Genomic DNA, 26,630 nt, shown 5'->3' on the forward strand with positions numbered 1-26,630 from the left:
GCGAATGCGCGGCGTTTTACAGTGTTGTTGCGGCTGATCGCGGGTCATCGCAATTTCACTGTTTTGCCGCAAAGCTGTCATGTTTTATGGCGAAGCTGAGGCTCCTGATATCCAGTCTGGGAGTCTGAATATGTCGCGCTATGTTGATGAATCGCAGCCGTACGCCAGCAGCCAAGCCAAAGCTCGGCGTAAATTGGTTGACCAGCGACGCATGGAATACCGCCGAGCCATCGAGAGCTACTCCGAGCAGCGTCTGCTGCAGCAGGAGTTGTCTGACTACCCTGAATTAATTGCTGCCAACTATATCGCTGCTTCACGCGAGCTGGGTCGTGCAGTGACGGCCCCAGCGCATTAACCGTTCGAGTCAATGCCGGGAGCAACTGCTTCTGGCTTTGCTTGCGGCAGGCTGAAGCGCTCAGCTAATAAGGTAATTTGGCTGCGTTGGTTGCGCACAAAAGTAAAAAATTCCTGTGCCACGGGTGACAGGTATTTGCCGCGCGGATGCACCACGCACCAACTGCGTAGCAGCGGTAGTTCGCTGACGGGCAGCTCTTTCAGCACGCCGCAATCAAGTTCTCGGCGCACGGCATGTCGGGGCAAGAGCGCGATGCCCAAGCCTGCGATAACACCTTCTATTTGCCCCTCAAAAGACCCAAACTCCAAGGTATTAGCGAAGTGCGCACGTTTTTGGTGGCAGTACTCTTCGCAGGCTTTGCGGGTGCCCGAGCCTAGTTCGCGAGTCAGCAGTGGATACGGTGTCAGTGCTTGTAAGTCCAGCTTTTGCTCAGTGCACAGTGGGTGATCGGCTGGCGCAACCGCGATGATCGGGTTGTTCAGAAAGGGTAAAAACTCCAGCGCCATATCGGTTGGCACCTGCGACAGAATCAATAAGTCGTCGCGGTTTGCGCTGAGTCGTTTGACGGCCTGCGCGTGATTAACCACGGTAAGTTGTAGGTTAATTTCCGGGTATTGGTGGCGAAATGCAGCAAACAGGTGGGGAATGAAGTATTTGGCGCTGGATTCAACCGCCAAGCTCAGTTGGCCTTGCAGTGAGCCCTGCAGGTTGCTCAGTTGCATATCCAGGCTTTCCAGTCGGCCAAAAATATCCTCGCTGGCGCTCAGCAAGGCTTCGGCGGCTTCAGTGCGGTGCAGTTTTTTGGCGACGTAATCAAACAGAGGCTGGCCGACGAGCTCTTCCAACTGGCGGATTTGCAAACTAACGGCTGGTTGGGTCAGCGACATTTCCTCGGCAGCGCGGCTGTAGGACTGTTGTTCGCAGACTGAGCGAAACACTTGCAATTGGCGAAGTGTCATTCGCATCAATGATTTACGCACGGTTTGTTGCCTCGCCTCAGTGATTTTGCGACTCAGCCAAAGCAAAAAGCTACGCCTGAAAACCTATATATAAGTTTTTACTTATGGGTAATCAAATAATTATTGATTTTAGGTAATTGATTAAGCGGCGTAGGGTTGGGACACAACCGCTTACAGAAAGTCGATGGAGCGGGGTTTGTTAGCCCAATGCTCGAGGACAACACTTGTGATCAAGAAAATCCTGATTGCTAACCGTGGCGAGATAGCCGTCCGTATCGTGCGTGCTTGCGCCGAGATGGGCATTCGCTCGGTGGCTGTCTACTCCGACGCTGACCGCATGGCGTTGCACGTTAAGCGTGCCGATGAGGCGCACAGCCTTGGCGATGATCCGCTGGCGGGTTATCTGAACCCACGCAAGCTGGTCAATCTGGCGGTCGAAACCGGTTGTGATGCACTGCATCCCGGTTATGGATTTCTTTCGGAAAACGCCGAACTGGCTGACATCTGCGCCGAGCGTGGGATCAAATTTATCGGCCCTAGCGCTGAAGTGATCCGGCGCATGGGCGATAAAACTGAAGCCCGGCGCAGCATGATCAAAGCTGGCGTGCCGGTCACACCTGGCACCGAAGGCAACGTCGCCGATATTACCGAGGCACTGACAGAAGCCGAGCGCATTGGTTATCCGGTGATGCTCAAGGCCACCTCAGGTGGTGGCGGTCGCGGTATTCGTCGCTGCAACAGCAAAGCTGAGCTTGAGCAGGCTTACCCGCGAGTCATTTCGGAAGCGACCAAGGCTTTTGGCAGCGCTGAAGTCTTTCTCGAAAAATGTATTGTTAATCCCAAGCACATCGAAGCGCAGATTCTCGCGGACAGCCACGGCAACGTCGTGCATTTGTTTGAGCGTGATTGCTCGATTCAGCGACGCAATCAGAAGCTCATCGAAATCGCGCCCAGCCCTCAGCTAACCCCCGAACAACGCGCTTACATTGGCGATCTGTCGGTGCGTGCAGCGCAAGCTGTAGGTTATGAGAATGCTGGCACCGTGGAATTTTTGCTCGCCGAGGGCGAGGTGTATTTCATGGAGATGAATACACGGGTGCAGGTGGAACACACCATCACCGAAGAAATCACCGGCATCGACATCGTTCGCGAGCAGATTCGTATCGCCTCGGGCTTGCCGTTGTCGGTCAAGCAGGAAGACATTATTCACCGTGGGTTTGCCCTGCAGTTTCGGATTAACGCCGAAGACCCGAAGAACAACTTCCTGCCGTCGTTCGGCAAGATCACCCGTTACTACGCGCCCGGCGGCCCCGGTGTGCGCACCGACACAGCGATCTATACCGGCTACACCATTCCGCCTTATTACGACTCGATGTGCCTCAAGCTGATTGTCTGGGCGCTGACTTGGGAAGAGGCTATGGACCGCGGTTTGCGCGCCCTTGATGACATGCGCGTGCAGGGGGTCAAGACCACCGCTGCCTATTATCAGGAAATTCTGCGAAACCCGGAATTCCGTAGCGGCCAGTTCAACACCAGCTTCGTCGAGAGTCATCCGGAACTGACCGAGTACTCGATCAAACGTAACCCGTCGCACCTGGCCATCGCCATCGCCACTGCAATTGCTGCCCACGCTGGCCTGTGAGGAATTGAGAAATGGTTAAGAAAATCACTGTTACCGACACCATCCTGCGCGACGCTCACCAGTCGTTGCTGGCCACGCGCATGCGCCTCGACGACATGCTGCCGATCTGCGCCAAGCTTGATCAGGTCGGTTACTGGTCGCTGGAAGTCTGGGGCGGCGCGACATTCGATGCTTGCGTACGCTTTCTCAAGGAGGATCCGTGGGAGCGTCTGCGCCAACTCAAGGCTGCTCTGCCTAATACGCGCCTGCAAATGTTACTGCGCGGCCAGAACCTGCTCGGTTATCGGCACTACAGCGATGATGTGGTCAGGGCGTTCGTCGCCAAGGCAGCGGTTAACGGCATCGATGTGTTCCGTATTTTTGATGCGATGAACGATGTGCGTAACCTGCGCGTCTCAATTGAAGCAGTCAAAGCGGCTGGCAAGCACGCCCAAGGCACCCTCAGCTACACGGTGAGCCCGGTACATACCACTCAGGCCTATGTTGATCAGGCCAAAGCCATGCAAGCGATGGGCATCGACTCTATCGCGATCAAGGACATGGCGGGCCTGCTGACCCCATACGCCACCGCTGATTTGGTTAAAGCGCTGAAAGATGAAATCGATCTGCCGGTATTTATCCACAGCCACGACACCGCAGGCATGGGCTCCATGTGTCAGCTCAAGGCGATTGAAGCCGGTGCTGATCATATCGACACCGCCATCTCCAGCTTCGCCTGGGGCACCAGCCACCCGGGCACTGAGTCGATGGTTGCAGCGCTGCGCGGCAGCCAATACGACACCGGTCTTGATCTGGCGCTGATTCAGGAAATCGGGCTGTACTTCCACGCGGTGCGCAAGAAGTATCACCAGTTTGAAAGCGAGTTCACCGCAGTCGATACCCGTGTGCAGGTCAATCAGGTGCCGGGCGGGATGATGTCCAACCTCGCCAACCAGCTTAAAGAGCAAGGCGCGCTGAACCGTATCAACGAAGTATTTGCCGAGATTCCAAGGGTCCGTGAAGACCTTGGCTTCCCACCGTTGGTGACACCAACCTCGCAAATCGTCGGTACGCAGGCGGTGTTCAACGTGCTCGCAGGCGAGCGTTACAAGACCATCACCAACGAGGTCAAACTTTACCTGCAGGGCCGTTACGGCAAAGCGCCGGGCAAGGTCAACGAGAAGCTGCGTAAGCAGGCCATTGGCAGCGAAGAAGTCATCGATATCCGCCCGGCTGATTTGATCAAGCCAGAGTTGGCCAAACTGCGCAAAGAAATCGGCACTGTCGCTAAATCCGAAGAAGACGTACTGACCTACGCCATGTTCCCGGACATCGGGCGCAAGTTCCTGGAAGAGCGCGAAGCCGGCACTTTAGTGCCTGAAGTGCTGCTGCCGATCCCTGACGGCACTGGCGTCGCAGCGGCGGGCGGTGAAGGTGTGCCGACCGAGTTTGTGGTCGATGTGCACGGTGAAAGCTACCGCGTCGACATTACTGGCGTTGGCGTTAAAGGCGACGGCAAGCGTCACTTCTATCTATCGATCGATGGCATGCCCGAAGAGGTGGTGTTCGAGCCGCTCAACGACTTCGTCGCGGGTGCCGGTGGCAAGCGCAAGCAAGCCAGTGGTCCGGGCGATGTCAGCACCAGCATGCCGGGCAACATCGTTGATGTCCTGGTTAAAGAGGGCGACACGGTCAAGGCGGGCCAGTCACTGCTGATCACCGAAGCGATGAAGATGGAGACCGAAGTGCAAGCGCCAATCGACGGCACGGTCAAGGTTGTGCACGTGGCCAAAGGCGATCGGGTTAATCCGGGTGAAGTATTAGTCGAAATCGAATAGCGATGGGTAGACACCCCTGACCAAGCGACTGCGCTCTGGAGTGCAGCCATTGAATTACAAGTTTCTCTGCGGGAGCCTTCGGGCTCCCTTTTTTTGTTCGGATTTATCCGTCGAGTGTGATTGCGCCTAGCCGGAATGCGTCTAGCAACTGTAGGCTGGACGCCGTTCAGAAATATCACGAGTAGGCTGATGCAAGCGCTGTTAGACGAGATCATTGAGAAAACCCGACCTTTGCTTGGGCAGGGTAAAGTCGCCAACTATATTCCGGCATTGGGCGGTGTTGAACCGAACCAGCAGGGTATTGCTGTGTACAGCAACGAAGGCGAGTTATTTACTTCTGGCGATGCGCGGACGCCGTTCTCGATCCAGAGTATTTCCAAGGTATTCAGTCTGGTTCAGGCAGTTGGTCACTCGGGTGAAGCAATCTGGGACCGGCTCGGTTACGAGCCTTCCGGTCAGCCCTTCAACTCGCTGGTGCAGCTTGAGCTGGAGCGCGGGATTCCACGAAATCCGTTTATCAACACCGGCGCCTTGGTGATCTGCGATATCAACCAGTCGTGCTATGCCGCGCCTTCGTTGGCCATGCGTGACATGGCGCGACGCCTGTCAGGCAATCGTGACGTGGTGATCGACAGTGTGGTGGCGGCGTCTGAATACGAGCACCGCGCGCGTAATGCTGCAGCCGCCTACTTGATGCAGTCATTCGGCAACTTCCATAACGATGTCGACTCAGTGCTGCGCAGTTACTTTAACCATTGCGCCTTACGCATGAGCTGCGTGGATCTGGCGCACGCCTTTAGTTTTCTGGCCAACCAAGGCGTAAACCGGCTCACTGGCGAGCGAGTGATGAGCCCACGTCAAGTGACCCAAATTAACGCGATCATGGCAACCAGCGGCCTGTATAACGAGGCGGGCACATTCGCTTATCGCGTTGGCTTGCCCGGTAAGAGTGGGGTCGGAGGCGGGATCATTGCTATCGTTCCTGAGCGTTATTCCATTTGCGTGTGGTCGCCAGAGTTGAACCCTGCCGGTAACTCGCTGATCGGTTTGGAAGCGCTGGAGATGCTCAGTGACAAGATCGGCTGGTCGGTCTATTAAGGAGTCGCTGATAAGCGGCTGAGCCACCTTTGTTGGAGGCGTCTAACGCTTTTGCTAGCCGAGTGATTCAGGCTTTCAATCATCATAAGGACAACCCATGGTTACCTGTTATCTGCGCTACATCATCGATGCCTATAAACAAGCAGAGTTCGAACACTATGCGCAACTTTGGATTCCGCTGGTAGAGAAGTTTGGCGGGCAGCATCACGGTTACTTCTTACCTTCGGAGGGCGCCAATAATGTTGCGCTGGCTCTGTTTAGCTTCCCCAGCCTTGCTGCATATGAGCAGTACCGCATTGACTCGATGACTGACGCAGACTGCCAGGCAGCCTTTCGCTACGCAGAAGAAACCAAATGCATTGTGAGTTACGAGCGCAGCTTTTTCAGGCCTGTGCTGAAGTGAATCTGTAAGCTGACCGCAGCGCCTCTAGTCTGGCCATTGAGGGCGACAGCGCGGTTGTTTCTAGCTATGGTCTAGGCATCAATAATTTGCCCATTGTCCATAGACGCTAAAAATAAGGAACAGCAATGTCGATCACGATGCGAGCCGCAGGCGGTTTACTGAGCATGACCGTTGGCCTGTTAATAAGTGGGTGCGCGCAGACTGCAAGTACTGAAACCGGCGCCGCCAATACTTCAGCTAAGCCAGAGAAACACCAATATATAGGCCGCGCTCAAGACTTATACGATTTACCGCCGCTGTATCAGCCCGGTACTTATCGCAATATGGATCAGCTGTATTTCACCCGCGCTGTAGCTCGCGGTGAGAAGGTTTATCCGTTACCGCAGCAGGCTAATATCGACGTTACTTATCAAGCCGACGGTGCCGAACAAACCGCTGATGACTTTATGCGCCGCAATCGGGTTGGCGGTGTGCTGATCATCAAAGATGGCAAGGTGGTGCTGGAAAAATACGGCTTGGGTAACGATGCCGACACCCGCTGGACATCATTCAGCGTGGTTAAGTCGATCTCATCGACCTTGGTCGGTGCGGCAGTGCAGCAAGGCCGAATTAACGTTAAGGCACCGATTACCCAATACCTGCCAGCGCTCAAAGGCGGAGCCTATGACGGCGTTACCGTCGAACAGGTTTTGCGCATGAGTTCCGGGGCTGACTGGAACGAAACCTATCGCGACCCGACGTCGGATCGGCGCAAGATGTTCGAGCTGCAGCTATCGAACACGCCGGGTTCGCTGGTCAAACAGCTAAGCCAATTAAAGCGTAAATCTAAGCCGGGGACTGTTTTCAAATACAGCACTGGCGAATCGCATTTGCAGAGTGAATTGGTTCACGCCGCTACCGGCATGACCACCAGCGATTACTTGTCCGACCGTATCTGGGCGCGCATGGGCATGGAAAAACCAGCGTTTTGGCAACTGGATGCTCAGGCGGGCCAAGAAATCGGCAGCAGCGGTTTCTCCGCCACGCTTAAAGATTATGGGCGCTTCGGACAGTTCATCCTCAATGACGGGGTGATTGATGGCGAACGTATCTTGCCAAAGGGCTGGCTGGATAAAGCCACTGAGGTTGATCCTGCTTCATACTTGGCGCCAGGTAAGCTCTACGGCGGAGATTACATCCTCGGTTACGGCTACCAATGGTGGCTGTTCCCTACCGGCAAAGCAGCGCGACCTCAGCATGATGGTGCTTTTGAAGCGCAGGGTATTTTTGGCCAGTTTGTTTATGTGAACCGTAAAGAAAACCTGGTCGCAGTGGTCTGGAGTGCGTGGCCAGAGCCGGAGATGGACAAGCAAGAGATGGAAACCTACGACTTTATTGCCGCGGCAATTAAAGCGCTGAAATAGCTTTGCGGTAAGTAGAAGAGGGCAGATCTTTGGTCTGCCTTTTCAGCTTTAACCGGAACAACTCACTCAGGCGGTCGCAATCAACGGAGCTTTGAAGCTATACTTCTCGCTCAGCTTCACCCTTGAGCAAACACCCGCATAATGGTACTTCGAATGACTTACTGGCAGCCTACGCCGCCTTAGCGCTACGCCCCCCGCAACATCGCGCACCCGCCTGATTCGCGCGGTGCGTACGGCTGTATGCCCGGTTCTTACACCCAACGCATCCAGCAATAATCCTCACAACTTGAATTCGTATCGACGCACTCGCCATTCACCTAATATGCGTGCGATGCATTGCCTTGGATATTCTGATGCTGCAATCACTCAAACAAACGTGGTTTTCTAACGTCCGTGCCGACGTGCTCGCGGGCCTCGTAGTCGGTCTGGCATTGGTTCCAGAAGCCATTGCGTTTTCTATCATTGCGGGCGTCGACCCCAAAGTAGGGCTCTACGCTTCCTTTTGTATCTGCGCTGTTATTGCCTTCGTCGGCGGGCGACCGGGGATGATCTCGGCGGCAACCGGTGCCATGGCGCTGCTCATGGTCACATTGGTCAAAGAGCACGGGCTGCAATATTTGTTGGCCGCCACCTTGCTATGCGGGGTTCTGCAAATCCTCGCCGGTTACCTGAAGCTGGGTTCGCTGATGCGCTTTGTCTCACGCTCGGTGGTGACTGGTTTTGTTAATGCATTGGCTATTCTGATTTTCATGGCGCAACTGCCTGAACTGACCAACGTTACCTGGCATGTCTACGCCATGACCGCCGCGGGCCTTGGAATCATCTACCTGTTTCCGTATGTACCGAAGATCGGCAAGCTGTTGCCTTCGCCGCTGGTGTGCATCCTGACGCTGACCGCAGTTGCCATCTATCTCGGTCTTGATATCCGCACCGTAGGTGACATGGGCCAGTTGCCTGACACGCTGCCGATTTTCCTTTGGCCTGAAGTGCCGCTGAACCTTGAAACCCTAATCATCATCTTCCCGTACTCAGCCGCTCTGGCAGTTGTTGGCTTGCTTGAGTCGATGATGACCGCGACCATTGTCGACGATTTGACCGACACCACCAGCAACAAGAACCGCGAATGCAAAGGGCAAGGTATTGCCAACATTACAGCGGGAATGTTGGGTGGTATGGCTGGCTGCGCAATGATTGGCCAGTCGATCATCAACGTGAAGTCCGGTGGCCGTACCCGTCTCTCGACATTGTGCGCGGGTGTCTTCCTGCTGCTGATGGTGGTGTTTCTGGGTGAGTGGCTTTCCAAGATACCGATGGCGGCATTGGTTGCAGTGATGATCATGGTGTCCATCGGCACCTTTAGCTGGGATTCTCTGCGCAATCTTAAAGAGCACCCGCTGTCGACCAACTTGGTCATGATCGCGACTGTAGCTGTCGTGGTCGCCACGCATAATCTGGCCTTCGGGGTATTGGTCGGTGTGCTGCTGGCATCACTGTTCTTTGCCAACAAAGTCGGACATTACCTCGATATCAAAAGCAGTCTTGATGAAGCCGGGTCGCATCGTACTTACCGTGTTGTCGGCCAGGTTTTTTTCAGCTCATCTGATAAGTTCACCGGTGTTTTTGACTTCAAGGAAGCGCTGCAGAAAGTGACCATCGATCTGACCCAGGCGCATTTCTGGGATATCACGGCCGTTGCAGCACTGGACAAGGTGGTCATCAAGTTCCGTCGCGAAGGTGCCGAGGTTGAAGTGCTCGGCCTGAACGAAGCAAGCGCCACAATCGTTGATCGCTTTGGTGTGCATGACAAGCCTGATGCCATCGACAAGCTCATGGACCATTAAAGGAGATTGGCAATGACCCACGTAATGGCATGCATCGATAACTCACAATCTTCACTGGCCGTCTGCGATTACGCAGCATGGGCGTCACAACAATTAGCAGCGCCACTTACTTTGCTGCATGTATTGGATGAAGAAAAATACCCGGCAACAGCTGATCTGAGCGGCAATATTGGCCTTGGCAGCCGGGAACATCTGCTGGAAGAACTGGCGACCTTGGATGCCAAGCGCGCCAGGCTGGCTCTGGAGCAGGGCCAGCATATGCTGGAGAACGCCAAAGAACGGACGCTCAACTTTGGCGCTGTTTCCCCTCAACTCAAGCAGCGCCACGGGCATTTGGTCGAGAGTTTGAGTGAGCTTCAGGACGATATCCGCCTGTTAGTGATCGGTAAAGTAGGTGAAGACAGCGCGCGCGATGCCTGCACTCTTGGTCGCCAGATAGAAGCTGTTGTGCGGACAATTCACCGGCCGATCCTCATCACCGCCAATAGCTACAAAAAGCCGGAAACGGTGATGCTTGCTTTCGACGGCAGCCCGACAGCGCAGAAAACCGTGCAGATGCTCGCCGCCAGCCCGATTTGCCAAGGCTTGCCCATTCATCTTGTCATGGTTGCAACCGACTCGGCAGATAACCGTGATGTACTGGGCAAAGCAGCAGACGTGCTGCTCTCTGCTGGCTTTGATGTCAAAACGCAGATCCGCTCAGGCGATGTGGAGGCGGTACTGCACGGTTATCAAGCTGAGCAGGGAATTGATCTGCTGGTCATGGGTGCTTACGGGCACTCACGCATTCGCCAGTTTCTGGTAGGCAGTACGACCACGACCATGCTGCGCACAGCCACCATTGCTGTGTTGCTGCTTCGCTAAGGAACCTTTCCCGCCCCCGGTATTTCCTCGCTTGAAGAAATACCGGGGCAGCGAAGGAAGCTATCTAGCTAAGGCAGCACTCTCCGTGCGCGAGCATTAGAAACCAAGCTGCCACTGCACGATCAAGGCATGGTTGCGCGAGTCATTACCGAGTTGCCCTGTGTAGGCCAGACCGAGGTTTTGCTTGGCGCTGATGCCGACGTCAAAGCCTGTCTCCACGAGCATGCTGTTGCGATCCAGCGCGCTGCCTTCAACGCTGAATGCCGTGCCGCCACTGATGAATGACTGGCGCGTGTTGCTATCAACATCACCATAAACATGACGCCAGCCGATGCCGAGGCGTGGGGTGAAACTCATGCCGTTATCCAGAGTGTCGAAGCGTGCAACGCGCACACCGAAAGTGCTGGTCATGTTGTCTTGATCTTGAGATTCAACATGCAATGCGGCCGGGCCACCTTTTTCGTTGTAGCTGTCGCGCTCGTAGCGTTGATAGCCGAGGTTGGCGTAAGGCTCGGCCTGCAGTTTGCCGCTGTTGATGGTGTAACCAAGTTCGGCAAAGGCCTGCAGGCTGTCGGCGTCGTAGTCACCGCGAGCCGTGTCGTTAAAGCCGTTGAAGTTGATCTCACGCTTGCTGTCGCCGTCATGGCTGCTGTACGCCGCACCGAGGCGCAAGTTATAGGCACCGCTTTGACGCAAGGCGTAAGTACCGATGTGATAGCTGTCGACGTTACCGTCAGCATCGCTACCGGCGTCAATATCAGTGCTTGAATAGCCAGCCAATACCCCCAATCGCCACTGCGTATTCAGCGCCCAGTCGGCACCGACTATCGCACCCCCGGTATTCTGGTCGATATCATGGCTGCCCGAGTTACCGTCGAGCGTGCCCTGGCTGCCCAGTGCCTGAACCCAGAGTCTGCCTTGGGCATTTGGATCATTAAGGTTGCGCGCCTCGTTGGGCAAGCCGTTGGCGGCAAGCAAAGGGCCGTCTTGCAGGTCGATTGCGCTTTGCAGATTGCCACTCATGCCGCCACCGAGTTGCTGCATGGCGCCAAGCATGGCGCTGCCAATCTGGCTACTGCCTGCTAGTGTGGCGTTGGCCAGGCTGGCGTTGCTGGCGCCAGAAAGTTGCTCCAGACCTGCGCTGGCGCTGCTTGCATCACTGCTTAGTAACGCGTTGTAGAGGGCTGGGTTGCTGCTGGCGGTGATGCGCTGCGCGACGCTTGCAGCATTGCCGCCACTGGCCATGTCACTGAAGGCGACATCGTTGCGCTGCAGTTCGAGTTCAACACTATTACCGGTGTAGGACAGCGTTGGCGTGAGGAAGGCAAAGTTGCTGCTGACGCTGGCGAACTCACCGCTGACGCCCCCGGTTGCGTTAATTACGCTGTAGTTGCTTTGCGTTGGATAGTCGCCACTGCCTGCGCGAACATCCAGTTTGGCCCCATTGACTTGTGCGTTGCCATTGACCTGCACAGGCGTGTGGCTGCCATCCGCTGCGACGGCGAAAGCGAGCGTTGAACCTGCTTCCAGATTGAGGTTTTGCAGTTGGCCAGCACCGCTGTAGGTCGCACCAGACTTAACATTCAAAGTGCCGCCGATTTGGCCTTGGTTGATCAGTTCTGCGCCGCTCTGAACCTCACCGCCTTCGCTGAAGTCATTGCTGGTGACGGTCCATATACCCTGTTTAACGGCCAGCCACTCAAAGTTCTGGCTGTTGCCGAAACTGCCGCCTGCAGCGTCGTCCAATGTCACGCTATCGCGCCCGGCGCCGCCATCGACCAAGCCAACAAACTGGCTGCCAGCGCCTAAAGTCAGGCTGTCATCACCGCCGCCAAGATCCAGTGCCAGACCGCTGGCGCCGCTGATCAAACCATTATTAATCACGCTGTCGGCCTGATCACCAATAATGCGCACACCGTCGCCGTTCAGGCCGAGGATGCTGCCGTGGTTTTCGAGGAAGGTGGCGAACGGTGCACCGCCGGTTGCGCTGTCATCAATCAGCACCGCGTTGGCGGCGCCGCTGATGGTCGCACCTTCGCGGTTGATGATTGTACCGCCGCCCATGGCGATACCTTCGCCGGTATTCGCTGCGCCGTCTTTCTCGCCGCCTGCGCCCGTGCCTTCGATGGTGCCACGGTTATCGATGTAGCCTTGGCCGTCGATATCAACGCCATCGCCGTCACCGTTAGCTGCGATGCCGTTGTAGCTGCCAGTGATGCGACCGTAGTTGATGACTTTACCATCGCCGTCAGAGCCGAAGCCTGAGCCGTTGCGGCCGATGATTACACCATCTTCGTAGTTGATCAGCTCGGCGCCGATATCTGTGGTGATGCCGTGACGGCCACCGCTGATCAACCCGTGGTTTTCCACTTTGCCGCCGCTGGATTCATCGAAGTCGATACCGTCGAACTTGGCTTCGTCATCGGTCATGTCGCCGCTGCTGATCTCGCCATAGTTGATCACCGTGGCGTTGGCTCCGAGGCGCATCGCGTCTTCAACTACGCCATGAATGACGCCTGTTTCGCGGTTGAGGATGTCAATTTTTACATCGGTTTGCAGCGCCTTGAGCATGATTGCCCGGTCGCCTTGCGAGGTAATGGTGCCAGCGTTGTCGATGCTGATTGTGCTGCCGGCAAAATCGCCGTCGATGCGGATGCCTTGCTTGGCGGCATCAATGGTTGCACCTGCGCGGTTGATGATCTGGTAGTTGCGTGCCGGGCCATCACCGTCATCGCTATCTATGCCACGATCCTTGCTCGATTGCAGGATGCCGCTGTTATCGATGGTCACACCTGAGCCGCTGGTATTGCCTTCCAGCAGCACCGCCGGGTCTTTTTTGGTGATAACGCTGCCGCTGTTGGCAATCGTCAGCGTGCTCTCGCCAGCAAGTTCCTGGCTGTCGGTGACGGCGTCGTTAATTGTTTGGTTGGCTGCCAGCGCCTGCGTAGTAACGCCAGCAAACAGGCTAAGGGCGATACAGCGGGCAAGATGGGTCGGTCGAAAATGCATGGCAGCGGGCAGTCCTTGTTATTGGGGATAGCCGCTTTTTATAACGGAGTCATCTTACAGTTTTGTAACAGCTGCTTAATTGGAATAGCTCATCAACTTACCTCAGCTAAAGTTTATGGCTTCATAGACTGGGAGCTGGATATGTCTGAGCAAAGAATCGAAGGTGGTTGTCAATGTGGTGCGGTGCGTTATGCGCTGGAAGGCGAGCCGCTGATGGCTGCGATCTGTCATTGCACAATGTGTCGCCGAGCGCATGCGGCGCCGGCTGTAGCCTGGGCAATGTATCAACAGGATCAAGTCCACTTCACTCAGGCGCAGCCTAAGCTATACGCTTCATCGGCAGATGCTCAGCGCGGCTTCTGTGAGCACTGCGGTACACAGATTTTGTTCAGCGCAGGCTTTCTGCCGGGCTTGATTGATATCACCGTTGGCAGCCTCGATGAGCCGCAGCGGATCACTCCGACACTGCACTATTGGCACTCGGAGCATTTGCCATGGGTGGAGTTTGCCGATAGCTTGCCGCGTTATTCCGATCTACCGCCTTTCGAATGAGCCACACGGTCATGCGGCTATTAACCAAGGCGGTTGAGTTACCTGGCGGGTGGTTGCGCGCTTACTTGAGCTGCTTGCGGTACTGGATAAAGCCAGAGCGCTCGGCAATGCGTTCATAGAGCAGCATGGCTTTGCTGTTGCTCTCGTGAGTGAGCCAGTAAGCGCGTGAGCAATTGGCCTGTTGCGCTTGTGCGTAGACAAACTCAATCAGTTGGCGTCCGCCACCATTGCTGCGCACATTTTTGTCGATGAATAAATCCTGCAAATAGCAGTAGTCATCAACGGTCCACGTTGAGCGGTGGTAGACCCAGTGGACGAGGCCGATTGCCTGGCCGTCGTGCCACGCCAGCGCGGCATTGACCGGCTCATTAGGGTCGAGAAAACGCTGCCAGTTAACCTCGCTGGCCTCGGCCGGAATCTCGGTCATGTAAAAGCGCTGGTAACCTTGCCACAGCGGCAGCCAGGCTGCGTGATCGTCGGCGCTGACTGGACGAACTTCGACTTCTATGCGGGCGGCCATCTGCTGTCCTCCTGTTAATTATTATTGTTTGAGTGCGAACTTGCGCGCTGATTAATCAGCGCGCTCACCGCACAGGTCAAGGTTGAACCAATGCTCGACCTCACGTTGCTCGAGGCCAGCACCCAGCAATGAGAATAACTTGCCCAGCGCCGCTTCGCGAGTCATGCCACCTGCTGAAATCAACCCGGCACTTTGCAACTGGCTACCGGCAGCATATACGCCAAACTCAACATGGCCTTGCGGGCACTGGCTAATTGCCGCGAGCACAACGCCCCGTTCATGCGCAGCTTTAAGCGCCGCCAATAGCGGCGCGTTATCCGAAGGGCCGGTACCGCTGCCGTAGCACTCAAGCAGCAGGGCTTGAACGCCGCTGTCGAGCAGGGCGCTGATGTGTTCAGCTTGTATACCGGGGTAGAAAGGCAGTACTGCAATGCTGACCGGATGGCGTGGCTGGCGATAATCAATGGCCTGCGGTATTTGCTCAGCGCGCGGACTGACCCGTTGACGCGGTAATACAGTGAATGCATCAAAGGCGTCACTTTGCAGCTTGCTGACGCGTGCGCCATGCATCAATGCGCCGTTGAAATACACCTGCACGCCGTTGGCCTGGCCTTGATGCAGTGCGCGCATGGCGCCGAACAAATTGCCCCACGCATCGCTACCTTCGATGCCTGCGGGCAGCATGGCACCGGTCAATACCACCGGCACAGGCAAGCCCAGCAGCAGAAAACTCAAGGCTGCGGCGCTGTAGGCCAGGGTGTCTGTGCCTTGCAGAACAAGTACGCCATCGCAGCCGTTTTGCTCAATACCTTCAACAATCGCATTAACCATTGCCAGCCAGTTGGCTTGGCTCATGTTGGCGCTGTCGATGGGTGGCAGTAATTCGCTGAAAGCCCAATCGGGTAGCTGGCCTTGATCTTCTTCGGATTGTTGTGCACGAACACGGGCTTCAAATCCGGACGCCGGGGCCAAACCCTCGGCACTTTGCTGCATGCCAATGGTGCCGCCGGTGTAGATCACAAGGAGTTTTTTGCAAGCGGCCATGGTCGCTCCTCAATAAATGCGGGATAACAAAAGGGGGCTATCAAGCCCCCTTTTGTGGTTACAAATAGCGTTGTAACAGGCCGCTCCCTGTGCCTGCCTGGGGCGCTCCAGCTTTAAACTGGATTGGTCACAGCAGTTTTCTCAGTGTTGTTCTGAGCCTTCAGTTGCGCCCAAACGGCCGGGTCAAGATCCAGATCGCTGAATTCGTTAGGATCGAATACCGGAGACTTTACACCCGCTTTCATCTGCTTGTCGTAGTCACGCATCAAGCGCAGACCAATCTTGAACAGCAGCGCCAAAGCCACCAGGTTGCAGATAGCCAATAAGCCCATGGTTACGTCAGCGAAAGCGAATACGGTGCCGAGGTCTTGTACCGAGCCCCAGAACACCAACCCTATGACCATAACCCGGTAAACCACAACCGGTGTACGCTTTTGGCTGAAGAAACCCAAGGCGTTTTCACCCAGATAGTAGTTGTAGATCAAGGTGGTGAACACGAACAACAACAATGCGATGCTGATAAATACACGGCCCCATTCACCGACCACACTGGCGACTGCGGTTTGTGTCAGCAGTACACCGGCCATTTCACTACCCGGCTGATACACGCCCGAGAGCAGAATGATCAGCGCGGTGCAGCTGCACAGAATGATGGTATCGATGAAGACGCTAAGCGATTGCACGATGCCCTGCGCGACCGGGTGTGGAACCTCGGCGACAGCGGCTACGTTCGGCGCACTGCCCAGACCTGCTTCGTTGGAGAACAGGCCGCGCTTAACACCCATGATAATGGCTGCGCCAATACCGCCGGCAAACGCTGGCTCAAGGCCAAAAGCACTGCGAAAGATCAGCGAAAATACTTCTGGGATGCGATCCGCGTTGCTGCCGATGACGAACACAGCCATGCCGATGTATGAGAACGCCATAACCGGAACCAGAATGTCGGCAAACTTGGCGATACGCTTGATGCCGCCGAAGATGATCATGCCGATCACGGCCATCAACACCACGCCGCTGACATAAGTCGGTACGCCGAAGGTGTCGTACATCGAGCTGGCGACAGTGTAGGACTGCACCGCGTTAAAGCCGAAGCCGAAAGTCATCAGTAGCAGGATAGAAACCACGATGCCTAACCAGCGCTGGCCCAGACCGTGCTGAATGTAAAAAGCAGGACCGCCACGGTAGCTGCCATCGGGCTCGCGGCGCTTGTACAGCTGAGCAATCGAACACTCGAAGTAGCTGGTTGCCATGCCGACCAATGCAACGATCCACATCCAGAAAATTGCACCTGGCCCGCCAAGGATAATTGCCACCGATACACCGGCGATGTTGCCTGCGCCGACGCGCCCGGCAACCGATAGCATCAATGCCTGAAACGAGCTGAGTTGGCCCGGCTGGCGCTTAAATGCCTCAGCAAAAATGCTGAACATATTGCCGAAGTAGCGGAATTGAACGAATCGCGAGGCGATGGTGAAGAACAAGCCAAGGCCGATCAGCATTACGATCAGCAGCTTGCTCCAGATGAGGTCATTGAGTAAGTCGAGCATGGGGGCAGTCACTCTTGTTGTTCTGATAAGAAGTTGGTCTCTGCGGACCTTTTTCAATGATTGTAGATGTGAATGTTACAAACAATTTCGCGGGTTGCAGTGATGTGATGCTATTTGATGCTAATATCGCGTCACTTTACTTGGCTGGAATACCCGCATGTCGGATTCTTTTGGCGCTAACCTCAAGCTACTTTGTAGTCACTACCGCTCAATTGCCGAGGTATGTCGCAAACTCTCGATAAATCGAGCGCAATTCAATCGTTATCTGGCGGGCCAGAGCAGGCCGACCACGCATAACCTGAAGCGAATTTGCGACTTTTTTGGCGTCGAAGATTACGAGCTAGCACTTCCGCAGGAGCAGTTTTCACGGCTGATTGGTGCCCGCGACAACAGCATCGCAAGTGCGTCAGCAGGCGCGCCACTCCTTGAGTTATTTGAATCACTCAGTGAGCACTCAAACGATCTCTCACGCTACTGCGGTTACTATTTTGAGTACTCCAACTGCATGTCGGTGCCGGGGCAGATTTTGTTGTCGCTTGTGCACCTGCGTGAAGAGCGTGGCAGCTTTGTATTTGAGCGTCAGGAACGCCAGGAGAGGGCGCGCGGTGGCGGTGCAGAGGATTGGGTGCGGTGTCGTTATTTAGGCGCTGCGTTCTATCTTCAGGATCGGGTGTTTTTGATCGATTATGAAAGCCTGACCGGCAATGAGATGAGTCAGACCATACTTATCCCCAGCTTTAAGAGTCGCATCACCCGTTTGAATGGCTTGAAGACCGGTGTCTCCAGCGGTGATCAACGAACCCCAGCTTGTACGCGGGTGGTGTGGGAATTTCTTGGTACTGATATCAACCGGGTTAACACCTATCGTCAGGTGATGCTTTATGCACCCGATGACCCGCGTATTGATGATGACGTGCGTCAGCGCTTGGCTGGCGCACGCATCCGACAGGGTTTATTCGAAATCGAATAAACCCCTTTGCGTCAGGTGTTACTGAGTGCCGTCGTGGTTGGGGCTGTTGTAAATCTCGACATCCAGCTCGTTTTCGCTGCGGCCAACCAAGGTTGTGGTCATCAGGTCGCCCGCGACGTTGACGGTGGTGCGGGCCATATCGAGAATACGGTCGATGCCAGCAATCAATGCAACACCCTCAAGCGGCAAGCCAGCAGCGGTCAGGACCAGACCGAGCATAATCAAGCCTGCACCAGGAATACCGGCAGTGCCGATAGAGGCCAGCGTGGCGGTGAGGATGATCATCATGTACTGGCCAGCGCCAAGATCAACGCCGAACGCTTGGGCAATAAACAGTGCCAATACGCCTTGGTAAATCGCCGTGCCATCCATGTTGATGGTCGCGCCAACCGGCAGCACAAACCCCGCTACACCCTGCGATACACCAAGATTTTTGCGGGCACATTCAATCGAAACCGGCAAAGTACCGGAACTACTTGACGTACTGAACGCCACAGCCAATGCCGGCGCAATGCCGCGTAAGAAGCGCATCGGGCTTAAGCGTGCGAGCAAGCTGATCAAGCCGCCGTAGACCAACAACACATGGGCGATGCTGGCGAGGTAGATAACCCCGATCACTTCGGCCAGCGGCAGCAGGACTTCGGCGCCGTGGCTACCAACCACACCGGCGATCAAGGCAAACACGCCATAGGGCGCGAGGCTCATGATCAGGTCGGTCAGTTTGTAGAAGGTTTCGGCCAAGCTATCGAACAGCTTGATTGCCGGTGCGGCTTTTTCACCGACCAAGTTCATGCTCACACCAATCGCGATGGCGAACACGATGATCTGCAGCACGTTGCCTTCAGCAAACGCAGTCACCGGGTTGCTTGGCACCAGGCCAACCAGAATGGAGACCAGCGATGGCGCTTCTTTGGCAGTCTCTTGGCCGCTGGCAACCATATTGAGGCCGTCACCAGGGGTGAATACCGCGCCAAATAGCAGGCCAATGCTGACTGCGAATGCAGTCGTGACCATATAGATGGAGATAGTTTTGATGCTGATCCGCCCGAGCTTGGCGGAATCCTGCATGGAGGTGATACCTGCCACCAGCGAGACAAACACCAGCGGTACGATCAACATCTTGATTGCATTGAGGAACAGGGTTCCGATGGGAGCCAGAACCAGCGCGTCTTCTTTGAAGATTGCACCTGTGGCAACACCGAGGACCAGACCAATAAGGATCTTGTGCCACAGCTGTAGACGTTTCCACAGGCCCGGCGATGTTGCGGTTTTAGAACTCTGAGACATGCATTTCACCATTCCAGTAACTGTTGTTGAGCAGACCGTCTGTGCGGTCTTGAAGGTTGCTCGTAACCTGCATTTCTACGCTGACGGATCATGCAACACCTTGTACGAGGCGCTGTGATGATTGATCCGTTAGCTGTTCACCTGCTGGCCACGCGCGAATGTCTAACTTGCACATACTCATTGGCCCTTCGGCATTTAACCGCAGGCGTTGAGTAGAGACGTGCAGGGAAATACAGTGAGCGGTGTCGGCAGGGGGAAACATAAAGGGCGCGCAGTTTACCGAGCGTTCGCTGCGTTTTCTCCCTAAGTTTCCCCCTGATGGAGCATTTTTAAGCGCTTTTCGTCGGATAATCGCTAAGCTTTGAGCGGCACCAAGCGCGGAGCAATCATGTTCTCCGGACGCAGAATGTCGTTCAGCGTTTCGTCATCCAGCAGCTTCTCTTCGCGCACCAACTCCAACACGCCGCGGCCGCTTTCCAGGGCGAGCTTGGCGATACGGGTGGCGTTTTCATACCCGATGTAAGGGTTCAGCGCGGTGATCAGGCCGATGGAGTTCTCCATCAGTTGACGGCAATGTGCTTCGTTAGCGGTGATCCCGACGATGCAATGCTCGCGCAACATGTCCATGGCGCGTTGCAACAGGCGGATCGAGTCGAAGATTTTATAAGCAATCAGCGGCTCCATAACGTTGAGCTGCAATTGACCGCCCTCAGCCGCCAGAGTCAGTGCCAGATCGTTACCAATCACTTCAAATGCCACTTGGTTAACGGCTTCCGGGATGACCGGGTTGACCTTGCCCGGCATGATCGAGCTGCCCGGCTGACGCGGTGGCAGGTTGATTTCATTGATGCCAGTACGTGGCCCGCTTGACAGCAAACGCAGGTCATTACAAATCTTCGACAGCTTCACTGCAGTGCGCTTGAGCATGCCCGAGAACAGGACAAAGGCGCCCATGTCCGAGGTGGCTTCGATCAAGTCAGCCGCTGGCACCAGAGGTTGTCCGCTGATTGCAGCCAAGCGCTCAACCGCAAGCAATTGATAGCCCGGGTCGGCGTTGATACCGGTGCCGATTGCTGTGCCGCCGAGATTGATTTCAGTCAGCAGTTCCGGTGCCAGGCTGCGCAGGCGTGCGAGGTCTTCACCCAAGGTATTGGCGAAGGCGCGGAATTCCTGGCCAAGGGTCATAGGCACGGCGTCTTGCAACTGGGTACGGCCCATCTTCAAGACGTGGGCGAACTCTTCACCTTTGGCGGCGAAAGCATGAATCAGGCTGTCGAGACTGGCCAGCAAAGTGTCGTGGCCAAGCAACAAGCCCAGGCGAATCGCGGTTGGGTAGGCGTCGTTGGTTGACTGCGCCATGTTCACATCGTTGTTTGGGTGCAGGAAGCCGTACTCGCCTTTTTGCTTGCCCATGGCTTCGAGCGCAATGTTGGCAATGACTTCGTTGGCGTTCATGTTGGTCGATGTACCGGCACCGCCCTGAATCATGTCGACCACGAATTCGTCGTGGAAATCGCCGCGAATAATCCGGGCGCAGGCTTCGCTAATGGCTGCGTGCTTTTCACCGCTGAGGTGGCCCAGCTGGCTGTTGGCGTCGGCTGCTGCTTGCTTGACCATTGCCAAAGCGGTGACCAGCTTCGGGTAGTGGGCCAGCGGTACGCCAGAAAGACGGAAGTTGTTTACGGCGCGCAGGGTTTGAATGCCGTAATAAGCATCTGCAGGGACTTCGAGGGTACCGAGCAGGTCTTTTTCAACGCGGAATGATGCAGCAGCGGACATGATTGAGATGATCTCTGGATTCGGCGAGAGGTATCGCCATGCCTTATAGGGTAAGGACTTCATGGATATTCAAGCCAATGCTGTTAAACGCTATGCTATGCACAATCGGCATAATGTAGGTGTGACTTCACAACGTTAATCAGCGTTGTGCGGATGCTGGCTTGAGCAATGGTCACACCTGTACAGGCACGCGAAGCTGGTCTGTGGATAACTTTCAGGCTGCAATCAGGGCATTGGGGGATTGATGAATCTGGAAACCAAATGGCTGGAAGACTTTGTCGCATTGGCTGGCACGCGTAGTTTTTCGCGCGCGGCGGAGAAACGCTTTGTCACCCAGCCAGCGTTCAGTCGGCGGATTCGCAGCCTTGAATCGGTGCTCGGATTGACGTTGATAAACCGCTCTTGCACCCCTATCGAGTTGACCGAGGCGGGCCAGCTGTTTCTGGTGACAGCGCGGAGCATGGTTGAACAGTTGGGCGAGGTCGTGCGGCATTTGCATAACCTTGAAGGCAAGCAGGGCGAGGTGTTGCAAATCGCTGCTGCGCACTCACTGACTCTCGGCTTTTTCCCTGAATGGATCGCTCGCTTGCGTCGTGAAGGGTTGCCGCTCAACACCCGATTGGTGGCGACCAATGTGGGTGAAGCGGTGCATTCGTTGCGTGAAGGCAGCTGCGATTTGATTCTCGCTTACTACGATCCTGACGCGGCTTTGCAGATGGACCCGGAGATATTCCCGTCGCTGTACATGGGCAGCACAGAGATGTTGCCGGTCTGCGCAGTGGATGAGCACGGGCAACCTTTGTTTGATCTCGACAGTGGTCAAACGGTGCCGTTGCTGGCGTATAGCGCTGGGGCGTTTCTCGGGCGCTCGGTCAATCTGTTGCTACGCCAGCGTGCGCTGCGCTCGACCACCGTGTATGAAACCGCAATGGCGGACAGCCTCAAAAGCATGGCGCTGCAAGGTATGGGCGTGGCGTGGGTGCCGCGTTTAAGCGTGACCGCCGAGCTGGCGCGGGGCGAGTTGGCGGTGTGCGGTGGAGACGCGTGGCAATCACCACTGGAAATTCGTTTATACCGCTGCGCCTTGGTGCGCAAAGCCGCCGTGCGCCTGCTTTGGCGCAAGCTGGAAAGCGGCGAAGTAGGACAGACGAAGTAGGGTAGTGACGCTTTTTTGACCCACCATTGCGGCTGTTGATAACTATGCGAATGGTCGGGCTTCGGTGGACAAGCTTCGCGTTGTCGCACCCTACGGCGCATCAGGAAGTACGGTGAACGACGCTTTTTTCATCCACCATTGCGGCTGTTGATAACTATGCGATTGGCCGGGCTTCGGTGGACAAGCTTCGCGTTGTCACACCCTACGGCGCATCAGGAAGTACGGTGAACGACGCTTTTCCGTCCGCCATTGCGGCTGTGGATATTTGTGCGATTGGCCGGGCTTTGGTGGACAAGCTTCGCGTTGTCGCACCCTACAGCGCATCAGGAAAGTAGGGTGGACGACGCTTTTTTCGTCCGCCATTGCGGCTGTGGATATTTGTGCGATTGGCTGGGCTTTGGTGGACAAGCTTGGCGTTGTCGCACCCTACGGCGCATCAGGAAAGTAGGGTGGACGACGCTTTTTTCGTCCACCATTGCGGCTGTGGATATTTGTGCGATTGGCTGGGCTTCGGTGGACAAGCTTGGCGTTGTCGCACCCTACGGCGCATCAGGAAAGTAGGGTGGACGACGCTTTTTTCGTCCACCATTGCGGCTGTGGATATTTGTGCGATTGGCTGGGCTTCGGTGGACAAGCTTCGCGTTGTCACACCCTACGGCGCATCAGGAAAGTAGGGTGGACGACGCTTTTTTCGTCCGCCATTGCGGCTGTGGATATTTGTGCGATTGGCCGGGCTTCGGTGGACAAGCTTCGCGTTGTCGCACCCTACAGGGCAGGGTGCGACGGCCTCGTTTGAGAGTTAGGTGCCTGACTTGATTTTGGTCCAGGCGCGGGTGCGCATCCGCTCGGCTTTTTGCGGTAGCGGTTGCAGCACATACAAGGTTTTCTGCGCTTCAGCGGTCGGCGTCAGCCCTGCATTATCGCGGATCTCCGCTTTCATCAGCGGCAACGCTGCCTTGTTCGGGTTTGGATAACCGAGGAAGTTGCTGGTCGATGCGATCACTTGTGGCTCAAGCAAGTTGTTGAGGAACTCATGTGCTTCTTCAACGTTTTGCGCGCTGGTTGGAATGGCAAATGAGTCAAACCACAGTGGCGCGCCTTCTTTCGGCAAGCGCCAATCAACCACCACACCGTTGCCAGCCTCTTTCGCGCGGTTGGCGAACTGATAGAAGCTGCCCGAATAACCCACCGCTACGCAAATGTCGCCATTGGCAATGTCGGTCATGTATTTGGCCGAGTGGAAATAGGCAATATTCGGGCGGATTTTCATCATCAGGTCGGTGGCTTTGTCGTAGTCAGCCGACTTGGTGCTGTTGGGGTTCAGCCCGAGGTAATGCAGGGCTATTGGTAGGATATCGCCGGGCGAGTCGAGCATCGCCACACCACATTGCTTGAGCTTGGAGATGTTTTCTTCTTTGAATATCAGGTCCCAGCTATCGACGGGCGCATCGGCGCCGAGCACGGCTTTAACCTTGGCTGGGTTGAAACCAATAATTACCGTGCCGTACATGTAAGGCACAGCGTGTTCGTTGCCCGGATCGTTCGTCGCCATCAGCTTTAACAGTTCTGGATCGAGATTTTTCCAGTTGGGTAATTGGCTCTTGTCGAGTTTTTGGAACACGCCAGCCTTGATTTGAGTATCGAGGAAGGTGTTGGAAGGCACCACCAGGTCGTAGCCCGAGTTGCCGGTTAGCAGCTTGGCTTCCAGCGATTCATTGGTATCGAACACGTCCCAGGTCAGCTTGATACCGGTGCTTTTGGCGAAGTCTTTCGGCACCGACGGCAAAATATAGTCGGCCCAGTTATAAACCCGTAGCTCACGCTCAGCAGCATGTGCTGCGCTGGCCAGCATGGCTGTGCCGCAGAGTGCGGCGCCAATCAAGGTGCGGATTTTCTTCATGATCATGCGTCCTTCTTCGAATTATTAGGTCGGCAGACATTTTCAAAACCTTCCAACACATTGACTGCGTTGACGCCAATAGCTTCGACGGCGTAGCCGCCTTCCATGACGAACAGCGTTGGTAAGCCCATTGCTGCAATGCGCTCGCCCATGCTCAGGTAATCCGGGCTGTCGAGCTTGAATTGCGAGATTGGGTCTTCTTTATAGGTATCGACGCCTAGCGAGACGATAACTACCTCGGCGTCGAATGCGTTTATTCGTTTGCAGGCGTCGTCCAGCGCAGCGCCCCAACTGTCCCAGCCACTGCCTGCAGGCAATGGATAATTGATGTTGAACCCTTCACCGGCGCCTTCGCCATGTTCATCGGCATGGCCGAGGAAGAAGGGGAATTCAAACTTCGGGTCCCCATGAATCGAGGTGAACAGCACATCGCTGCGTGAGTAGAAAATGGATTGAGTGCCGTTGCCGTGGTGGTAATCGACATCGAGAACCGCGACGCGCTTGTAGCCTTGATCGATAAAGGCCTGCGCAGCGATTGCGGCGTTGTTGAGGTAGCAATAGCCGCCCATTACATCACTGGCAGCGTGATGGCCCGGTGGCCGGCACAGGGCAAATGCGCTCTGTGCGCCCTTGGCAATTTCGTGTTGTGCGGTGAGCGCAACTTGCGCCGCGCTATAAGCGGCTTGCCAAGTGCCTGCGGTGATCGGGGCGCCAGCGTCAAAGCTGTAGTAGCCGAGTTGCCCGTGCAGGCTGGTTGGCAAGCGCTGGCTTAAAGTGCGCGCAGGCCAGGTGTAGGGCAGCAAATCCCCGCTTCCATCTTGTTCTTGCCAACGCGCCCAGGCGCCCTCGAAGAAGTTCAGGTATTGGGCTGTGTGGATGCGTTCTATGGGCGCGCGGCCAAAGTCTTGCGGCTCGCGAATCTCACCAATACTGCGGTCCTTTACGCGCTGGAGAATATGATCGGCGCGCTTGGGCATCTCAAAGCAGGGCATCAATTTGCCGTCGATCAACTCGCAACTGCCGTGATGAAGATGATGGTCGTCGCTGTAAATGGTAAGCATGATTGGAGCCCCACGGTTATTTGTTATGGCTCCATTGTTTGCCTGCAGGACGCTCGGGTGAACGCTGACAACGGCCAAAAGGGGATCGATATGGCCAAATTTTACGACCGCTGCGAGCCTTTCTCATCGCAATGGCCCCTTGCGGGTTGTGTACTCAAACTCTGAAATGGCTGGGCGCGACGCCGCTCCAGCGTTGAAAAGCGTGCCGGAAACTGGCTGTTTCACTAAAGCCGAGCTCTTCGGCAATTCGGTAGATCGGCCAGTGCTCTTTACCGAGTAACTCTTTAGCGCGGGCGAAACGCAGCTCATCAAGCAGCTCTTGGTAGTGCGTGCCCAATGTGTGCAGGTGACGACGCAGGGTTCGCGGCGAGCAGTGCATTTGCTGCGCCAGTTGTTCAAGACCGGGTGGGTTGGGAAGCTGCGCTTCGATATGCTGGCGCACGCGTGCCAGCCACGTTTGCCGGGTTGTGAACTCGGTATTTTGCTGGCGGCAGCGCACCAGCATTTCTTGATGAGTGACCGGGTCGGCCAGCGGCAGGCGTTTTTGCAGCAGGCTTGCAGGGAAGGCAAAAGCATTCTGGCTGGCATTAAACGCAATGTCTTGGCCAAAGCTGGATGAGTAAAACGCTACATACTCGGGTTGCTGATGAGTGAACGTCGCGCGGGTCACGCTAATGGGTTCACCCAGAAGGTCATCGCACATCAACTTCAGTGAGGCCATGCACATCTCGACGCTAAATACCTCAAGCTGTTCCAGCTGTTTGTAGTCGCTGGCACTGATCCAGGCAAGATCGTTTTCGACGTGCAAATCGAGTTCGAAATAGGTGCCGAGTAACGCTGGATAACCGAACATAAAGTGCAGGGCGTCACCTAAGGTTGCACTTGATAGCGCGGCGTAACCGAGCAAACCATAGGCTGAAACATGCATGCGCCGGCCCAGCTCAAGGCCAAGGTCGCTGCGCAGGGCTAAACCATTGGCGCAGACTTGCAATTCCTGGTGTCGGGTAATACGCGTATCGGTGCTGTCCAGCGCCTTGGGGTCGATACCGCTGTCAGCCAGCAACGCGTCGATGAGCTCGGGCTGGTTGGCAAAATACTTGAGGGTCAATGAGACCACGTGCAGTGTGGTTAAGTGGGCCTGCAACATTGCGGTGTCCATACTTATTGTTTGAATACACTTTAAGCAAAATACACGCCGGGTTTGTCGACAATTTGCCGAATATCGGCGTTCTCGTTGGTAATTGTAGGTTTGACGTATATTTGTTGTTACCAAGGCATGACCAACGGTCAGGGTTAAAGCCCCATTCTCCGGTGTTTACACGCGTTTTTTTGCGGTACACTGCGCGGCCTTCGGCCGGCGGCACCCGGCTATATATCGCAAACAAGCCACGCTGGTTAAACCGCGTGGCTTGTTAGTTTTTGA

General features: G+C 55.6%; 21 protein-coding genes. 11 read left to right on the forward strand and 10 right to left on the reverse strand.

Annotated features, from left to right (window positions below; all coding sequences use genetic code 11):
• Nucleotides 1–130 precede the first annotated feature (130 nt).
• Nucleotides 131–355, forward strand: coding sequence for a PA3496 family putative envelope integrity protein (locus ACN0UH_RS03970; RefSeq protein ID WP_417660840.1), 225 nt, complete (start codon nt 131–133; stop codon nt 353–355).
• Here ACN0UH_RS03970 and ACN0UH_RS03975 read toward each other — a convergent pair.
• Entirely contained in the window at nt 352–1,335 is a 984-nt protein-coding gene (locus ACN0UH_RS03975) for a LysR family transcriptional regulator (protein ID WP_417660841.1), read from the reverse strand. The genes ACN0UH_RS03970 and ACN0UH_RS03975 overlap by 4 nt on opposite strands.
• A 205-nt stretch (nt 1,336–1,540) precedes the next feature.
• On the opposite strand from ACN0UH_RS03975, the gene ACN0UH_RS03980 reads away from it, so the two are divergent.
• From ACN0UH_RS03980 to ACN0UH_RS04010, 7 genes are all read left to right on the forward strand, one after another.
• Nucleotides 1,541–2,956, forward strand: a complete 1,416-nt coding sequence (locus ACN0UH_RS03980) for an acetyl-CoA carboxylase biotin carboxylase subunit (protein WP_087518845.1) — start codon at nt 1,541–1,543, stop codon at nt 2,954–2,956.
• An 11-nt stretch (nt 2,957–2,967) separates the two neighbouring features.
• Nucleotides 2,968–4,773: a sodium-extruding oxaloacetate decarboxylase subunit alpha gene (oadA, locus tag ACN0UH_RS03985; RefSeq protein WP_417660842.1), complete on the forward strand. Its 1,806-nt coding sequence runs from the start codon at nt 2,968–2,970 to the stop codon at nt 4,771–4,773.
• 189 nt (nt 4,774–4,962) lie between these two features.
• Nucleotides 4,963–5,871, forward strand: a complete 909-nt coding sequence (glsB, locus tag ACN0UH_RS03990) for a glutaminase B (protein WP_417660843.1) — start codon at nt 4,963–4,965, stop codon at nt 5,869–5,871.
• A 97-nt stretch (nt 5,872–5,968) separates the two neighbouring features.
• On the forward strand, nt 5,969–6,274 hold the full coding sequence (locus ACN0UH_RS03995) for an NIPSNAP family protein (protein WP_417660844.1): 306 nt from the start codon (nt 5,969–5,971) through the stop codon (nt 6,272–6,274).
• Between the two features lie 164 nt (nt 6,275–6,438).
• The gene (locus ACN0UH_RS04000; RefSeq protein ID WP_417661102.1) at nt 6,439–7,677 is read left to right on the forward strand and encodes a serine hydrolase domain-containing protein; all 1,239 of its coding nucleotides are present in this window, start codon (nt 6,439–6,441) and stop codon (nt 7,675–7,677) included.
• Nucleotides 7,678–8,030: 353 nt separating this feature from the next.
• A complete protein-coding gene (locus tag ACN0UH_RS04005) occupies nt 8,031–9,518 on the forward strand; it encodes a SulP family inorganic anion transporter (protein ID WP_417660845.1) in 1,488 nt (495 codons plus the stop codon).
• 12 nt (nt 9,519–9,530) lie between these two features.
• Nucleotides 9,531–10,382, forward strand: coding sequence for a universal stress protein (locus tag ACN0UH_RS04010; RefSeq protein ID WP_417660846.1), 852 nt, complete (start codon nt 9,531–9,533; stop codon nt 10,380–10,382).
• A 96-nt stretch (nt 10,383–10,478) separates the two neighbouring features.
• Here the strand turns inward: ACN0UH_RS04010 and ACN0UH_RS04015 are convergent, their stop codons facing one another.
• On the reverse strand, nt 10,479–13,391 hold the full coding sequence (locus ACN0UH_RS04015; protein ID WP_417660847.1) for an autotransporter outer membrane beta-barrel domain-containing protein: 2,913 nt from the start codon (nt 13,389–13,391) through the stop codon (nt 10,479–10,481).
• 141 nt (nt 13,392–13,532) lie between these two features.
• On the opposite strand from ACN0UH_RS04015, the gene ACN0UH_RS04020 reads away from it, so the two are divergent.
• The gene (locus ACN0UH_RS04020) at nt 13,533–13,943 is read left to right on the forward strand and encodes a GFA family protein (RefSeq protein WP_417660848.1); all 411 of its coding nucleotides are present in this window, start codon (nt 13,533–13,535) and stop codon (nt 13,941–13,943) included.
• Nucleotides 13,944–14,004: 61 nt separating this feature from the next.
• Here ACN0UH_RS04020 and ACN0UH_RS04025 read toward each other — a convergent pair whose 3' ends face one another.
• The 3 genes from ACN0UH_RS04025 to ACN0UH_RS04035 all read right to left on the reverse strand — a co-directional run bounded on the left by ACN0UH_RS04025 (nt 14,005) and on the right by ACN0UH_RS04035 (nt 17,054).
• Entirely contained in the window at nt 14,005–14,463 is a 459-nt protein-coding gene (locus ACN0UH_RS04025) for a GNAT family N-acetyltransferase (RefSeq protein ID WP_417660849.1), read from the reverse strand.
• Nucleotides 14,464–14,514: 51 nt separating this feature from the next.
• Entirely contained in the window at nt 14,515–15,507 is a 993-nt protein-coding gene (locus ACN0UH_RS04030; protein ID WP_417660850.1) for an asparaginase, read from the reverse strand.
• A gap of 113 nt (nt 15,508–15,620) precedes the next feature.
• Complete coding sequence (locus ACN0UH_RS04035) at nt 15,621–17,054, reverse strand: alanine/glycine:cation symporter family protein (protein ID WP_417660851.1); 1,434 nt, start codon at nt 17,052–17,054, stop codon at nt 15,621–15,623.
• A 157-nt stretch (nt 17,055–17,211) separates the two neighbouring features.
• Here ACN0UH_RS04035 and ACN0UH_RS04040 point away from each other — a divergent pair, with 157 nt between their 5' ends.
• The gene (locus tag ACN0UH_RS04040; RefSeq protein ID WP_417660852.1) at nt 17,212–18,024 is read left to right on the forward strand and encodes a helix-turn-helix domain-containing protein; all 813 of its coding nucleotides are present in this window, start codon (nt 17,212–17,214) and stop codon (nt 18,022–18,024) included.
• An 18-nt stretch (nt 18,025–18,042) separates the two neighbouring features.
• Here the strand turns inward: ACN0UH_RS04040 and ACN0UH_RS04045 are convergent, their stop codons facing one another.
• The gene (locus ACN0UH_RS04045) at nt 18,043–19,311 is read right to left on the reverse strand and encodes a dicarboxylate/amino acid:cation symporter (protein WP_417660853.1); all 1,269 of its coding nucleotides are present in this window, start codon (nt 19,309–19,311) and stop codon (nt 18,043–18,045) included.
• A 354-nt stretch (nt 19,312–19,665) separates the two neighbouring features.
• Nucleotides 19,666–21,090 (reverse strand): aspartate ammonia-lyase, encoded by a 1,425-nt coding sequence (locus tag ACN0UH_RS04050; RefSeq protein ID WP_417661103.1) that lies wholly within the window; start codon nt 21,088–21,090, stop codon nt 19,666–19,668.
• A 244-nt stretch (nt 21,091–21,334) separates the two neighbouring features.
• Between ACN0UH_RS04050 and ACN0UH_RS04055 the strand changes: the two genes are divergently transcribed.
• Entirely contained in the window at nt 21,335–22,246 is a 912-nt protein-coding gene (locus ACN0UH_RS04055; RefSeq protein WP_417660854.1) for a LysR substrate-binding domain-containing protein, read from the forward strand.
• Nucleotides 22,247–23,045: 799 nt separating this feature from the next.
• Here ACN0UH_RS04055 and ACN0UH_RS04060 read toward each other — a convergent pair.
• From ACN0UH_RS04060 to ACN0UH_RS04070, 3 genes are all read right to left on the reverse strand, one after another.
• Nucleotides 23,046–24,146 (reverse strand): polyamine ABC transporter substrate-binding protein, encoded by a 1,101-nt coding sequence (locus ACN0UH_RS04060; RefSeq protein ID WP_417660855.1) that lies wholly within the window; start codon nt 24,144–24,146, stop codon nt 23,046–23,048.
• Between the two features lie 2 nt (nt 24,147–24,148).
• A complete protein-coding gene (locus ACN0UH_RS04065) occupies nt 24,149–25,207 on the reverse strand; it encodes a histone deacetylase family protein (RefSeq protein WP_417660856.1) in 1,059 nt (352 codons plus the stop codon).
• A gap of 154 nt (nt 25,208–25,361) precedes the next feature.
• The gene (locus ACN0UH_RS04070) at nt 25,362–26,354 is read right to left on the reverse strand and encodes an AraC family transcriptional regulator (protein ID WP_417660857.1); all 993 of its coding nucleotides are present in this window, start codon (nt 26,352–26,354) and stop codon (nt 25,362–25,364) included.
• Nucleotides 26,355–26,630 lie beyond the last annotated feature (276 nt).

Source organism: Pseudomonas sp., from assembly GCF_048265905.1.
Taxonomy (GTDB): domain Bacteria; phylum Pseudomonadota; class Gammaproteobacteria; order Pseudomonadales; family Pseudomonadaceae; genus Aquipseudomonas.

Coding starts and splice junctions, on each gene's coding strand:
- ACN0UH_RS03970 (WP_417660840.1), top strand. CDS start 131: ATGTCGCGCTATGTTGATGAATCGCAGCCGTACGCCAGCAGCCAAGCC.
- oadA (WP_417660842.1), top strand. CDS start 2,968: ATGGTTAAGAAAATCACTGTTACCGACACCATCCTGCGCGACGCTCAC.
- glsB (WP_417660843.1), top strand. CDS start 4,963: ATGCAAGCGCTGTTAGACGAGATCATTGAGAAAACCCGACCTTTGCTT.
- ACN0UH_RS03995 (WP_417660844.1), top strand. CDS start 5,969: ATGGTTACCTGTTATCTGCGCTACATCATCGATGCCTATAAACAAGCA.
- ACN0UH_RS04000 (WP_417661102.1), top strand. CDS start 6,439: ATGACCGTTGGCCTGTTAATAAGTGGGTGCGCGCAGACTGCAAGTACT.
- ACN0UH_RS04005 (WP_417660845.1), top strand. CDS start 8,031: ATGCTGCAATCACTCAAACAAACGTGGTTTTCTAACGTCCGTGCCGAC.
- ACN0UH_RS04010 (WP_417660846.1), top strand. CDS start 9,531: ATGACCCACGTAATGGCATGCATCGATAACTCACAATCTTCACTGGCC.
- ACN0UH_RS04015 (WP_417660847.1), bottom strand. CDS start 13,391: ATGCATTTTCGACCGACCCATCTTGCCCGCTGTATCGCCCTTAGCCTG.
- ACN0UH_RS04020 (WP_417660848.1), top strand. CDS start 13,533: ATGTCTGAGCAAAGAATCGAAGGTGGTTGTCAATGTGGTGCGGTGCGT.
- ACN0UH_RS04025 (WP_417660849.1), bottom strand. CDS start 14,463: ATGGCCGCCCGCATAGAAGTCGAAGTTCGTCCAGTCAGCGCCGACGAT.
- ACN0UH_RS04030 (WP_417660850.1), bottom strand. CDS start 15,507: ATGGCCGCTTGCAAAAAACTCCTTGTGATCTACACCGGCGGCACCATT.
- ACN0UH_RS04035 (WP_417660851.1), bottom strand. CDS start 17,054: ATGCTCGACTTACTCAATGACCTCATCTGGAGCAAGCTGCTGATCGTA.
- ACN0UH_RS04040 (WP_417660852.1), top strand. CDS start 17,212: ATGTCGGATTCTTTTGGCGCTAACCTCAAGCTACTTTGTAGTCACTAC.
- ACN0UH_RS04045 (WP_417660853.1), bottom strand. CDS start 19,311: ATGTCTCAGAGTTCTAAAACCGCAACATCGCCGGGCCTGTGGAAACGT.
- ACN0UH_RS04050 (WP_417661103.1), bottom strand. CDS start 21,090: ATGTCCGCTGCTGCATCATTCCGCGTTGAAAAAGACCTGCTCGGTACC.
- ACN0UH_RS04055 (WP_417660854.1), top strand. CDS start 21,335: ATGAATCTGGAAACCAAATGGCTGGAAGACTTTGTCGCATTGGCTGGC.
- ACN0UH_RS04060 (WP_417660855.1), bottom strand. CDS start 24,146: ATGAAGAAAATCCGCACCTTGATTGGCGCCGCACTCTGCGGCACAGCC.
- ACN0UH_RS04065 (WP_417660856.1), bottom strand. CDS start 25,207: ATGCTTACCATTTACAGCGACGACCATCATCTTCATCACGGCAGTTGC.
- ACN0UH_RS04070 (WP_417660857.1), bottom strand. CDS start 26,354: ATGTTGCAGGCCCACTTAACCACACTGCACGTGGTCTCATTGACCCTC.